9 protein-coding genes are annotated in these 12,897 nt (G+C 75.0%); 4 read left to right on the top strand and 5 right to left on the bottom strand.

Going from position 1 to position 12,897, the window contains the following annotated elements; genetic code table 11:
- Nucleotides 1-4 precede the first annotated feature (4 nt).
- Together AB0C99_RS11660 and AB0C99_RS11655 are read left to right on the top strand one after the other, a co-directional pair.
- Nucleotides 5-1,063 carry an ATP-binding cassette domain-containing protein gene (locus AB0C99_RS11660; RefSeq protein WP_362472980.1) on the top strand — a complete coding sequence of 353 codons (1,059 nt, stop codon included), beginning with the start codon at nt 5-7 and terminating at the stop codon, nt 1,061-1,063.
- On the top strand, nt 1,060-1,917 hold the full coding sequence (locus AB0C99_RS11655; RefSeq protein ID WP_362472978.1) for an ABC transporter permease: 858 nt from the start codon (nt 1,060-1,062) through the stop codon (nt 1,915-1,917). The genes AB0C99_RS11660 and AB0C99_RS11655 overlap by 4 nt, the downstream gene beginning before the upstream one ends.
- Nucleotides 1,918-1,936: 19 nt before the next feature.
- Here the strand turns inward: AB0C99_RS11655 and AB0C99_RS11650 are convergent, their stop codons facing one another.
- The 4 genes from AB0C99_RS11650 to AB0C99_RS11635 form a co-directional block, all read right to left on the bottom strand.
- Nucleotides 1,937-4,540, bottom strand: coding sequence for a protein kinase (locus AB0C99_RS11650; RefSeq protein ID WP_362472975.1), 2,604 nt, complete (start codon nt 4,538-4,540; stop codon nt 1,937-1,939).
- 23 nt (nt 4,541-4,563) lie between these two features.
- Nucleotides 4,564-6,984 carry a serine/threonine-protein kinase gene (locus AB0C99_RS11645; protein WP_362472972.1) on the bottom strand — a complete coding sequence of 807 codons (2,421 nt, stop codon included), beginning with the start codon at nt 6,982-6,984 and terminating at the stop codon, nt 4,564-4,566.
- A 129-nt stretch (nt 6,985-7,113) separates the two neighbouring features.
- Entirely contained in the window at nt 7,114-7,611 is a 498-nt protein-coding gene (gene greA, locus AB0C99_RS11640) for a transcription elongation factor GreA (RefSeq protein ID WP_362472971.1), read from the bottom strand.
- Between the two features lie 190 nt (nt 7,612-7,801).
- A complete protein-coding gene (locus tag AB0C99_RS11635) occupies nt 7,802-8,203 on the bottom strand; it encodes a DUF4307 domain-containing protein (protein WP_362472968.1) in 402 nt (133 codons plus the stop codon).
- Nucleotides 8,204-8,313: 110 nt separating this feature from the next.
- Here AB0C99_RS11635 and mca point away from each other — a divergent pair, with 110 nt between their 5' ends.
- Both mca and AB0C99_RS11625 read left to right on the top strand, forming a co-directional pair.
- Nucleotides 8,314-9,195, top strand: a complete 882-nt coding sequence (mca, locus tag AB0C99_RS11630) for a mycothiol conjugate amidase Mca (protein WP_362472966.1) — start codon at nt 8,314-8,316, stop codon at nt 9,193-9,195.
- A complete protein-coding gene (locus AB0C99_RS11625) occupies nt 9,188-9,421 on the top strand; it encodes a hypothetical protein (protein ID WP_362472965.1) in 234 nt (77 codons plus the stop codon). The genes mca and AB0C99_RS11625 overlap by 8 nt, the downstream gene beginning before the upstream one ends.
- 178 nt (nt 9,422-9,599) lie before the next feature.
- Here AB0C99_RS11625 and AB0C99_RS11620 read toward each other — a convergent pair whose 3' ends face one another.
- On the bottom strand, nt 9,600-12,764 hold the full coding sequence (locus AB0C99_RS11620; RefSeq protein ID WP_362472962.1) for a tetratricopeptide repeat protein: 3,165 nt from the start codon (nt 12,762-12,764) through the stop codon (nt 9,600-9,602).
- Between the last annotated feature and the right edge of the window lie 133 nt (nt 12,765-12,897).

Here is a 12,897-nt window from a genome sequence, read left to right as displayed (position 1 = left end):
CCACATGCACGGCGCGATCCACGCCGAGGGTCTGGTGAAGACCTTCGGTGACGTACGAGCTCTCGACGGGGTGGACCTGGACGTGCCGGAGGGCACCGTCCTGGGCCTCCTCGGACCGAACGGCGCGGGGAAGACGACCGCCGTCCGCGTGCTCACCACCCTGCTCCAGCCCGACAGCGGCAGGGCCGTCGTCGCCGGGATCGACGTGCTCAAGCATCCCGACGAGGTGCGGCGCTCCATAGGTCTGTCCGGCCAGTTCGCCGCCGTGGACGAGTATCTGACGGGCCGGGAGAACCTCCAGATGGTCGGCCAGCTCTACCAGATGAGCGGGAAGGCGGCGAAGAAGCGGGCCGGCGAGCTGCTGGAGCGCTTCCACCTCGCCGACGCCGCCGACCGCCCCGCCAAGACGTACTCCGGAGGCATGCGCAGGCGCCTCGACCTGGCCGCCGCCCTGGTCGTCTCGCCGCCCGTCATGTTCATGGACGAGCCCACCACCGGCCTGGACCCGCGCAACCGGCAGGCCCTGTGGGAGGTCATCCAGGAGCTCGTCGCGGGCGGCACCACCCTCCTCCTCACCACGCAGTATCTGGAGGAGGCCGACCACCTGGCGCACGACATCTGCGTCGTCGACCACGGCAAGGTCATCGCCCGCGGCACCTCCGACGAGCTCAAGGCCCAGACCGGCGGCGAGCGCGTCGAAGTCGTCGTGCACACCCGCGCGATGATCCCCCCGGCCCGCGAGGTCCTCGCCCGCCACGGGGTGGCGGGCACCGGCCGGGGCGAGGTCTCCGTGGAGGACCACACCCGCCGGCTCACCGTCCCGGTCTCCGGCGGCGCCAAGCTGCTCGCCGAGGTCATCCGCGACCTGGACACGGTGGGTGTCGAGATCGACGACATCGGGCTCCGCCGCCCCACCCTCGACGACGTCTTCCTCTCGCTCACCGGCCACACCGCGGAGCGGTCCGAAGACGACCCCGACGACTCCGGAGGCTCCGGAGGCGGCTCCGGCGGCGGCGGTGCCCGCGGCGGCGAGCGCGCCAAGGTGACGGAGGCGGCCTCGTGACCACCCTGACCGACACCGCGCCCCGGCCCAGGCCGCGCGGCGCCGTCGCCCAGTCGATCCACGACTCGCTGGTCGTCACCAAGCGCAATCTGATCCGGATGATGCGCATCCCCGAGATGATCATCTTCGGCCTGATCCAGCCCGTGATGTTCGTGATCCTCTTCACGTACGTCTTCGGCGGCTCGATGCAGATCGGGAACACCACCGACCCGGACGTCTACAAGAACTTCCTGATGGCCGGCATCTTCGCCCAGACCGTCACCTTCGCCACGGCCGGCGCGGGCGCGGGCATCGCCGACGACATGCACAAGGGCCTCATCGACCGCTTCCGCTCCCTGCCGATGGCCCGGGGCGCGGTGCTCACCGGCCGCACCCTCGCCGACCTGGTGCAGACGGCCCTGACCCTCACCGTCCTCGCGCTCGTCGCCCTGCTCGTCGGCTGGCGCCCCGGCTCGGACGCGCCGACCAACTTCGCGAAGGTCATGGCCGGTTTCGGCCTGCTGCTCCTGCTCGGCTACGCCTTCACCTGGATCGGCGCGCTGATCGGCCTGTCCGTGCGCACCCCCGAGGCGGCGACCTCCGGCGGACTGATCTGGCTCTTCCCGGTCACCTTCATCTCCAACGCGTTCGTGGACTCCAGCAAGCTGCCCGGCTGGCTCCAGCCGGTCGCCGAGTGGAATCCGTTCAGCGCCACCGTCCAGGCGTGCCGCAAACTCTTCGGCAATCCGGGCCTGTCCACCTCCGACGCCTGGCCGATGCAGAACCCGGTGTGGGCCTCGCTGATCTACTCGGTCCTCATCGTGGTCGTCTTCCGCACGCTGTCGGTGCGCAAGTACCGGTCGGCGGCGGTGTGACGGGCGCGCGGGCGGTGGCTCAGGGCCCCGAGGGGAGATAGACGGAGATCACCAGGCCGTCGGAGAAGGGCACGAACACGGCTCCTCCGGAGACCAGCGGCGTGCCGGGGATCAGGGTGGACGCGCTGAAGCCCTTGGGCACGGTGGCCGCCGAGACCGCGACGTCCTCCATCCGCGCCGGCGGCCCGGTCGCGGGGATCGAGGTCACCTCGTTCTGGCCGGTGGTCACCGCCCGGTCACCGGCGAAGAGGGCCTGGGCCGGAGGGGCACGAAAGGCCATCGGCGTTGCGACCCACCGCTCCCGGCCGCTCGCCAGGTCGTAGGCGACCAACTCCTTGTCGAGGCGGCCGGGCGTGGTGTCCAGATCGGCCGTCACCGCCACGGTCCCGTCCGCCCGCACCGCCGGGGTCCCCGTGATCCGCCGGCCCGCGCCCAGGGTGCGCTGCCGCTTCAGGGTCCGCGCGTCCAGCACGGGCATCCCGCGGTCCTGGTCGCCCGGGCAGACCACGGAGTCGCCGTGCAGCACGATCACGCCGCACTCGATCCCGGCCGCCGCGCGCGCCGACTCCTTCCCGGTGGTGGCGTCGAGCGCCACCGGTGTCGCCACGTGGATCGGCACGTACACCCGGCCCCCGCCCGCCACCGGCTTCTCCGGGATGGCGTCCAGCGGGGTCCGCCACAGCTGCCGGCCGGAGCCCTTCCCGTCGAGCCGGACCGCCGCGACCAGGCCGGTGCCCCGGCCCCGCCGGTCGAGATACGCGGAGTAGAGGACGCCGTCGAGCAGATCGGACCCCTTGATCGCCCAGTCGCTCCCGGGCGCCGCGATCTCGCCCTTCCGGCGCCCGTCCTCGATCCCGTAGGCCGTGATCCCGGTCGGGCCCGTGACGTACGCGGTGTCGCCGACCACCGCCGGGTGCCCCGCCGACGACAGCTGCCCCGGTTCGCCGGGCACCTCCCGCCCGGGGACGGACCACAGCCGGGTGCCGTCCGCCGCCCGCAGGGCCACGGCCGCGCCGCCGGACCCGACGCAGAGCAGCACCTTCGGGGCGAGCGAGCAGGCGTCCGTACCCGGATCCGTCTTCGTGGTCCACGGCGACCAGCCCGCCGGTCGGGACGCGCGGTCCGTGGCGGCCGTCCCGAAGTCGCCGGTGTGTCCCTCGCCCCCGTACGGCAGGACCACCCGGCTCAGCGCGCTCGGCGCGGCCGGTCCGGAGGCGCTCGTGGACGGCGAGGAGCTCCCCGAGGGCCCCGACGCCCCCGGCCCGCCCGCGCCGTCCTGCCCGCCGCCCCGGCCGAGGAACACGACCCCCGCCGCGGCCACCACGGCCACCGCCACGACGGCCGCCGAGACGGCCGCCCAGGGCCGCCGACGCGGCGCGGGCCCCGGTTCGGCGGGCCGGTATCCGACCGCCGTGGGCGAGTACGGCACCACCGGCGCCAGCGTCGGCAGCTCCGCCACGCCCGCCCCCGACGCGGCCTCCTCGCCCACCACCCGCGCGGCCTCCCGGTACGAGGCGAGCAGCGACAGCACCCCGGACGGCCACGGGAAGACCCCGGCGGCCTCCGCGGAAGCCCCCTCCACCGAGCCACCGACCGACGCCTCCGACGGCTCGGGTGCCTCGGAGGGCTCCGACGGCCCGGACGCCTCCGACGCCTTGGACGCCTCCCTAGGCCCCGCCGCCTCCGACGCCTCCGACGCCCCCCTCGGCCCCGCCGCCTCCGACGCCTCGGACGGCCCGGACGCCTCCGACGCGCCCCTCGGCCCCGACGCCCCCGCCGCCTCCGCCGCCCCCGCCCCCTCCCTCGCCTCCAGCAGCTCCGCCAGCTCCGCCGCCGACGGCCGCCCGGCCGGGTCCAGCCGCAGGCACCGCTCCACGACCGGCCGCAACTCCGCCGGAACGCCGTCGAGTTCGGCCTCGGCGCGACTGATCCGGTAGATCACCGCCGCCATCTCGTCGTCGTGGAACGGCCCCCGCCCGCTCGCCGCGAACGCCAGCACCGCGCCCAGGCAGAACACGTCCGACGCGGGCACCACGGCCCGGCTGCCGGTCAGGTGCTCCGGCGACATGAAGCCGGGCGAGCCGACCACCAGTCCCGTCGAGGTCAGCGCCGTCGCCTCGAATGCCTGCGCGATGCCGAAGTCGATCAGCTTCGGCCCGTCCGCGCCGAGCAGCACGTTCGCCGGCTTCAGGTCCCGGTGCAGCACCTGCGCGCCGTGCACGGCGTCCAGCGCCCGCGCCAGGGTGACCCCGAGCGCCCGCGCCGCCGCGACCGGCAGGGCTCCGGACCGTACGACGGCCTCCGCGAGCGAGGGACCGGGCACGTACTCGGTCGCCAGCCACGGCACCGCCGCCTCCGCGTCCGCGTCCACGAGCCGCGCCGCGTAGGGGCTGTCCACCGCCCGCGCCGCGGTGATCTCGCGCCGGAACCGGGCCCGGAAGTCCGCGTCGGCGTCCAGGTCCTCCCGCACGGTCTTCACGGCGACCATCCGGCGCGGATCGGCCGTCGGCGCGTCCGCCCGGCAAGCCAGGTGGACCTCGCCCATGCCGCCCGCGCCGAGCCGGGCGAGCAGCCGGTAGGGGCCGACGAGCCGCGGGGGGCCCGGGGGGAGTGCTTCCAGCACGGCGACGCGCCTTTCCGGAGGTGTCAGCGGGGGAGCGCGACCGAGGCGACGACGCCCTGGTCGTAGACGAGGTAGGCGAGCCCGCCGACGGGCAGCACGTCGGGGGCGCGCAGCTTCCGGGAGTAGAGGTCGCCGATCAGCGGGTCGTACGTCTTCCCCTCGCGCGCTCCCGGCGCTCCCGGCACCGGGGTGACCTTCAGGGCCCCGGGCTTGCCGTCCGCGCCGATCCGCACGGTGTACAGCGAGGTGAGGTCGCCGTACACCACCTGGTCGCCCGCGAGCAGCGGAGCCGACGAGACCTGGGAGCGCCCGGCGGGCGAGGCTGTCGCGGCGTACGAGCCCAGCTCCTTGCCGTCGCGCGGGTCGAAGAGCTTCAGCCCGCCCTTCTCGCGGGCGGTCCCGGCCGCGAGCCCCTCGGTGGCGAACGCCGGGCTCACCCCCTTGGGCGGCGCGGGCAGGGTCTTGACGGTGGTGAGCGTCGCGGAGTCGAGGAGGTGCGCGCGTTCCTTCGTGCCGTCGTGGAAGACGTCGACGCAGTACGCGCTCGCCCCGAACACCTTGATCTCCTCGCAGCCGCGCGCGTCGGCGTTGACCTGTCCGCGCACGGCCCCGGTCTTCACGTCGTACGCGACGAGCCCGCCGTCGCTGAGCACGTACGCGAGCCCCTTGGCGTAGGCGACGGGGCCGAAGTTCCGGGACGCGGCCTTGGCGAGGTCGGTGTTGTTGAGCCCCTTCGTCCACAGCTCGCGCCCGTCGGCGAGGGAGTAGGCGAAGACGCCGACGCGCTTGCCCGCGCTGTCGTCCTCCCCGGTCTTCGCGGCGACGAGGACCACGTCGTCGGCGACGATCGGGCGGCTGCGCTCGCCCTGCTCCGCCTGGGCCGCCGCCTTCCACTTCACCGCGCCGGTGCGCGCGTCCCGGGCCTGGACCTCGCCGCCGAAGGCGAGCACGGCGACCCCGTCGTGGACGACCGGCCGGGTCGCCTCCTGGGCGATGAAGACCTGGCCGGTGGGGCCGATGTAGCTGTCCTGCGGGGCCTGCTCGTTGCCCGGGTCCACCGCCCACAGCTGCTTCCCGTCCGCCGGGTCGAGCGCCTCGTACGTCCCGGACGTCGTCCGGCACACCAGCACCCGCTCGTTGCCCGAGCAGCCGAAGGCGGGCGCCGACAGCTTCGCCCGCCAGGGCTTCCAGCCGGCCGGGCGCTGGGCGGCGTTCTGCGGGACGTAGCCGGAGGCGTCGGCGAGCCCCTGGTCGTCGACGCCGGGCACGTGCGGCCCGGCGGGTGCCTTCGGCGCGGCGGCGACGGGCTTCTTCGGGGGCGCGGGCTCCGGCCACAGCAGATACGCGCCGAGCCCGCCGCCCAGGACGGCGAGGGCGGCCACGGCGGCGATCAGCGCCCGGCGGCGCCTGGGCGGGGCGGGCGCGGGGGCCGGGGCCGGGCCGGTCGGCGCGGCGGTGGGCGCGAAGTGCAGCCCCGGCGGCCCGGAGGTGACGACCGGGCCGGTGACCGGGGCGGTGACCGGGACCTCAAGGAGCGGGCCGCCGGCGGCGACGAGCCGGGCGAGCTCCGTCCCGTACTCCCCGATGTGCTCGCGCACCGCGACCGGCCACGGCGGCGCCTGCCGCTCGCCGCCGAGCGGGCCGAGCAGGCCGATCAGGACCTCCGGGGTGGGCCGGTCGGCCGGGTCGGCGGCCAGGCAGGCGCCGACGGCCTCGCGCAGCTCGGCGGGCAGCCGGGTGAGGTCGGCCTCCGCCTGCGAGATCCGGTAGAGCACGGCGGCCACGGGCCCGTCGCCGAACGGGTCCTCGCCGGTCGCCGCGTAACAGAGGAGGGAGCCGAGGCAGAAGACGTCGGACGCGGCGGTCACCTTCCGGGCGCCGGCCACGTGCTCGGGCGACATGAAGGAGGGCGTGCCGACCATGAGGCCGGTCGCGGTCATGGTGGTGGCGCCCTGGGCGCGGGCGATGCCGAAGTCGATCAGGCGCGGCCCGTCGACGGCGAGCATCACGTTGCCCGGCTTGAGGTCGCGGTGCAGCACCCCGGCCGCGTGCAGGTCGGCGAGGGCGCGGGCGACGCGCGTGCCGAGGGCGCGGACGGCGTCGACCGGCAGCGGTCCCGAGCGGCGGACGGCCTGGCCGAGGCTGGGGCCGGGGACGTACGCGGTGGCCAGCCAGGGCACCTCGGCGTCGGCGTCGCCGCCGACGGGCGCGGCGGCGTGCGGGCTGCGGACCATGCCGGCGATCCGGATCTCGCGGCGGAAGCGCTCGCGGAAGGCGGGCTCGCCGGCCACGTCCCGGCGTACGGTCTTGACGGCGAAGAACTCCCCGGAGGCGGTGTCGCGCCGGGCCAGATAGACCTCGCCCATGCCGCCGGCGCCGAGCCGGGCCAGCACCTCGTACGGCCCGATCCGCCGCGGCGCGCCCTCGCGCAGTGGTCCCAGCACCTGCCCCGCCCCCCTCGTGTGGCCTGCCGCCGCCGATCATTGCATGGGCATGACGAAGGGCCGGCCCCTTCCGGGAGACCGGCCCTTCGCGCGCGTGGATCGGGTGGATCAGCCGCTTTATCGGGTGGATCAGCCGCTGTACGGCTTCGCCGCGAGGATCTTCACCGTCGCCAGCTTGCCGTTGGGCAGCTCGTACTGGGCGTCCTCGCCGGCCTTCTTGCCGTTGACGCCGATGCCCAGCGGGGACTGCGGCGAGTACGTCTCGATGTCGTCGCTCGCGTACTCGCGGGAGGCGAGCAGGAAGGTCATCGTGTCGTCCTCGTCGCCGTCGAAGGCGATCGTGACGACCATGCCCGGCTCGACGATGCCGTCGTCCGCGGGGGCCTCGCCGACCTTGGCGTGCTCCAGGAGCTGCGTGAGCTGGCGGATGCGGAGCTCCTGCTTGCCCTGCTCCTCCTTGGCCGCGTGGTACCCGCCGTTCTCGCGCAGGTCGCCTTCCTCGCGCGCGGCGGCGATCTTGGCGGTGATCTCGATGCGCGCGGGACCAGACAGGTACTCAAGCTCGCCCTTGAGCTTGTTGTACGCCTCCTGGGTGAGCCAGGTGACGTTGTCGCTGGTCTGGGTCACAGGTGCTCCTCGTAGGTACTGGGAATACAAAGCATCGCCCTACACGGGAAGGACGTCCCTTCCCGGGCGGGCGAAACCACGAGCCTAACAATGAGTGGCGAAAAGCGGGAGGACATAAACCACGGGGTTCGCGTCACCCCAGGTCACCGTGGTGACCCGCCGGGGCTCGTCCCCGGCTCCCTACCCACCGCTACCGCGCCGTACACCCCAGGAGCTCGGCATTGGTGGCCTTCGCGGTCGTACGGATCGAGTAGACCGTGTCTTGGCGGGTGGCGGAGCCCTCGACGGGGACGTCCTTGCGGCCGACCTCGGCGCCGTCCTCGGAGCGGGAGCGCAGCGTGCAGACGCCGGTCGCGTCGGCGTCCTTGCGGATCTCCAGGTGGACCTGGACCTCGGTGTCGCTCACCACGTCGAACTTGATCATCTCGGCGCTGATCTTCGTGCCGCCGACGTAGTGCCAGCCGAACCAGCCGATCATGGCCAGGAAGAGGGCGCCGAGCACGGCTCCGGCGATCTTGAGCTTCCGGTCGGCCCGCTCGTCCGCGGAGCGGCCGTACCGCCCCTCGGGAAGCTGCTCACGCACCGCGCTCATGGTCGTCCTCTCGCCGCCGGAATCCTCGGCCACGGGGCCGGAATTTTTCCCACCCCCGATTCCGTCACTATAGAGACCTCCCTAGGCGACGAATCACTGAGGACCTTGTCTTGACTGAGCAGCTGCGACTGATGGCCGTTCACGCCCACCCCGACGACGAGTCGAGCAAGGGCGCGGCGACGATGGCCAAGTATGTGTCCGAGGGGGTGGAGGTCCTGGTGGTGACCTGCACGGGCGGCGAGCGCGGCTCGATCCTCAACCCCAAGCTCCAGGGCGACCCGTACATCGAGGCGAACATCCACGAGGTGCGCCGCAAGGAGATGGACGAGGCCCGCGAGATCCTCGGCGTGGAGCAGGACTGGCTGGGCTTCGTGGACTCGGGGCTGCCCGAGGGCGACCCGCTGCCGCCGCTGCCGGAGGGCTGCTTCGCCCTCGCGGACGTGGACAAGGCGGCCGGCGAGCTGGTCCGCCGCATCCGCCGCTTCCGGCCGCAGGTCATCACGACCTACGACGAGAACGGCGGGTACCCGCACCCCGACCACATCATGACCCACAAGATCACGATGGTGGCCTTCGAGGGCGCGACCGACACCGAGAAGTACCCCGAGTCGGAGTTCGGCCCGGCCTTCCAGCCGCAGAAGCTCTACTACAACCAGGGCTTCAACCGCCCGCGCACCGAGGCCCTGCACCAGGCCCTCCTGGAGCGCGGCCTGGAGTCCCCGTACGGGGAGTGGCTGGAGCGCTGGAAGGAGTTCGAGCGCAAGGAGCGGACCCTGACCACCTTCGTGCCCTGCTCCGAGTTCTTCGAGACCCGGGACAAGGCGCTCATCGCCCACCGCACCCAGATCGACCCCGACGGCGGCTGGTTCCGGGTCCCGATGGAGATCCAGAAGGAGGTCTGGCCGACCGAGGAGTACGAGCTCAGCAAGTCCCTCGTCGCCACATCCCTCCCCGAGCAAGATCTCTTCGCGGGCATCCGCGAGAATGCCTGACATGAGCGCACACCTGGCACTGACCCAGCTTGTCCCCTTCGCCGCCGAGGAACTGGACAAGAACAAGGTGACCCCCGGCGTCCTCGGGTTCGTCGTCTTCGCCGTGCTGGCGCTGGCCGTCTGGGGCCTGATGAAGTCGATGAACCGCCACATGCACAAGATCGACTTCACCGAGACCCCGGACCCGGCCACCGCCACCGCGGCCACGCCTCCGGCGAAGAAGTAGGGGCGGCCCCCGAAGCGGGCCCCGGCCGTGCGCCGGGGCCCGCTTCGGGGCGCTTACGGGGCCGCTGATCGGGGCCCGCTTCGGGGGCCGTTTACGGGATCGCCGCCGGGGCCCGCCTCGGGGCGCTTCCGGCGCCCCGAGGATTACGGGCGGGACTCACCTCAGCGCCCGCCCCGTCTCAGGCCGGCTCCACCCCCATCACCTCGCGGGCCCCGCGCCCCGGCACCATCCCCAGGTCCCAGGCCGCCCAGGCCGGGGCGGGGGAGGCGGCGCGGTCCAGCACGTGGGCGTACGCCGCCGCGCAGTCGTCCACGCGCGGGTCGCGGGACGGATGGCGGGCGGCGGCGAGGGCGGCCAGCTCCTCGCGGGCCGCCGCCGGGTCCGGCAGGAGCGTCACGCGCAGGAAGGCGGCCCAGTCGGCACCGCGCCGGTCGCCGTACCCGGCGAAGAGCCGCGCCGCCTCGCCGCACAGGTCCAGGGCCTGCGCCGCGCGCCCGTTGCCCGCGTCCACGATCGCCAGCTCCAGGCAGGTCCACGCCTCCCCGTGGGCCGCCCCGACGCGGTGGAAGTCCGCGCGCGCGTCCATCAGAAGCTGCCGGGCGAAGCCCGAATTACGCAGGTTGCCGGTCTGCGCGGCCCGCTGGTCCCGCGTCACCCGGCCCGAATGGTGACGGGCGCACGCCAGCCCGTACACGTCCCGCATCCGCGAGAACATCGTCCGCGCCCGCTCCAGCTCCCGCACCGCCTGGTCCCGCTCGCCCCGCTCCTCCAGCGCGTGCCCCAGGTAGTACAGCGTCCACGCCTCGCCGCGCGCGTCCTCCTGCTCCCGGTGCCGGACCAGCGCCTGCCGCAGCCCGTCCATCGCCGCCGCCGGGTCCCCCGCGACCAGCCGCGCCCGGGCGAGCTGGGTCAGCGCCCACGCCTGCCCGCGCCCGTCATGGGTCCGCCCGTACTGCTCCAGCGCCAGCCGCAGCTCCTCCTCCGCCCGCTCCGCCTCGCCCGTACGCAGCCACACCTGGCCCCGCTGGAAGTGCGCCCACGCCTCGCCGTGCAGCGACTCGCTCTCCCGGTGCAGCGCCAGCGCCCGGTCCAGCAGCGCCAGCGCCTCCGCCAGCTCGCCCCGGTCCCGCTCCACCGCCGCCAGCGCGTGCAGCGTCCAGCCCCGGTCCGCCGCCAGCGACTCCGGCTCCTGCAGCGCCAGCGCCTCCCGCAGCCGGGCCGCGGCCTCCCGCAGGCTGCCCTGGTGGTGCAGGGTGATGCCGAGCGAGCACAGCGCCAGCGCCGCCCCCGCGTCCTGGTGCGCCTCCTGGTACAGCGAGACGACCGAGGTCAGCGTCGTCCGGGCCTTGTCCAGCTCGCCCAGCTGCCGGGCCGCGATACCGGTCCGCCACTGCACCGAACGCGACAGCAGCCCCTGCCCCACCGCGTCCGCCAGCTCGTTGATCTCACCCAGCCGGTACAGGTCGCCGCGCAGCAGGCAGTGGTCGCACAGCGCGCCCAGCAGGTCCAGCACCGTCTGCTGGTCCACCCCCTCCGCGTGCCGCAGCGTCGCCGTGATGAAACTGGACTCCTCGTCCAGCCAGCGCAGCGCCGCCTCCAGCGAACCGAAGCCGTGCCCGCCGAAGCGCGCCACCCGGTTGACCCGGGTCGACATCTTGCCGTCGACCATCCGGATCACCGTGTCCGCCAGCTCCGCGTAGTCCCGGATCAGCCGCTCCTGCGCCGCCGCGATGTCCGCCTGGTCCTCCTCCTCGACCAGCCGCGCCGCCGCGAAGCCGCGCACCGCGTCGTGCAGCCGGAACCGCTTCCCGCGCACGTGGTCCAGCAGCCCCGCCCCGGCCAGCTCCCGCAGCAGCCTCGCGCCCTCCGCGTCCGACGCCCCCAGCAGCGCCCCCGCCGCGGCCGCCCCCAGCGAGGCCCGCCCCGCCAGCGGCAGCCGCCGCAACAGCCGCCGCCCGTCCTCGTCGAGCGCCGCGTACCCGGCCGTCAACGCGCGCTCCACCGGCCCCGCGTCCGCCCCGGCCGCGCCCAGCAGCTCCGCCACCGTGCCCGCCGGGCGCCCGCCCAGCAGCGCCCCCGCCGCCCGCAGCGCCAGCGGCAGCCCCCCGCACAGCTCCCGCGTCCGCGCGAAGCCCTCCGCGTCGTACGGCCCCCGGGCGCCCTCCGCCGCGCCCAGCAGCTCCTCCGCGGCCGCCTCGTCCAGCGCCGACACCGGCAGCGCGTGCACCGAGGCCGGCACGTCCGCGCCCAGGTCCAGCGGCTTGCGGCAGGTCACCAGCACCAGGCTGTCCGAGCGCTCCGGCAGCAGCGTCCGCACCTGCTCCGCGTCCACCGCGTCGTCCAGCACCACCGTCACCGGAAGCCCCGTCAGCTGCTGGTGGTACAGCTCCGCGAGCCGCCGCACCTGCTGCTCCGCCGAGGCCCGCTCCCGGAAGAGCAACTGCTCGCGCGGCGCCCCCAGCCGGTTCAGCAGGTGCAGCAGCGCCTCCCGGGTGGCGAGCGGCTTCTCGCCCCGCGTCCCGCCGCCCCGCAGATCCACCACGCACGCCCCGCGGAACTGGTCCCGCAGCGCGTGCGCCGCCCGCACCGCCAGGGCCGTACGACCCGAGCCCGGCGCCCCGTGCAGCATCACCACCGTCGGCCGCGTCGTCGTCGCGGCCCGGCCCTCCTGCACCCACTTGCTGATCTGCCCCAGCTCGCCCCGCCGCCCGGCGAACGCCCCCGCCGGGTCCGGCAACTGACCGAACGACTGCTCAAGGACGCTGCGCCGCCGGGCCGCCGCGCTCCGGTCCGCGCCCCGCAGCCGCTCCACCACCTTCTGCGGCGGCTGCCCCGCCGTGCCCAGCAGCACCCGCTGCTGCTCCAGGAACGGCCGCACGCCCCGCACCTCCAGCGCCGTCAGCCAGCGCAGCCGCAACTGCTCGGCGCCGCCCGGCCGGCCGAGGTCCCCGGCCCTGCGGTGCGCCGCCGCCCGCCGCTCCACCCCCGCCTTCAGCGCCGTGGCCGCCGCCCCCGCCACCGCCACGACGGCGCCCGCGCCGAAGGCGGTCCCGGCGGCGGTGCCCAGCGCGAGGTCCCCGCCGACCGCGGCCACGGCGGCGACGGCGGTGACCAGCGCGGGCGTACCGAGCTCCATGGGTACGGCCGCCCCGCCCTCACCCGCCTCGACGGCCGCCAGATAGGCCGCGTACTCCCCGGCGGCCGGGGCCGTGATCGCGTCCAGCGCGGCCCGCCCGCGTCCCCGCAGCGCCTCGCCGTCGACACGGCCCCCGGAGCGCCGCACCTCCGCCGCGACGGCCTCCTCCCACAGGCGCTCCGCCTCGGCCCGGTGGCTTTCCCGCATCCGCGTCCCCCTCCGTCGGCCGGGAGTTCCGGCCCGAACTGTCCGAGGACAAGTGTCCTGCGGGACGCCCGTCGGCGCGAGGGAGCGGTGCGAACGTCCCGTGATTGCAGGGGAGTCGGCCCCCGCCCCCGCC

It is taken from the genome of Streptomyces sp. NPDC048659, assembly GCF_040650575.1.
GTDB lineage: Bacteria > Actinomycetota > Actinomycetes > Streptomycetales > Streptomycetaceae > Streptomyces.
This window is presented reverse-complemented; position numbering and strand designations above follow the sequence as displayed.

Bases quoted from the DNA above. Each gene is read 5' to 3' on its own strand.
- AB0C99_RS11660 (WP_362472980.1), top strand. From the start codon at position 5: ATGCACGGCGCGATCCACGCCGAGGGTCTGGTGAAGACCTTCGGTGAC.
- AB0C99_RS11635 (WP_362472968.1), bottom strand. From the start codon at position 8,203: ATGAGCGCGGTGCGTGAGCAGCTTCCCGAGGGGCGGTACGGCCGCTCC.
- AB0C99_RS11625 (WP_362472965.1), top strand. From the start codon at position 9,188: ATGCCTGACATGAGCGCACACCTGGCACTGACCCAGCTTGTCCCCTTC.
- AB0C99_RS11620 (WP_362472962.1), bottom strand. From the start codon at position 12,764: ATGCGGGAAAGCCACCGGGCCGAGGCGGAGCGCCTGTGGGAGGAGGCC.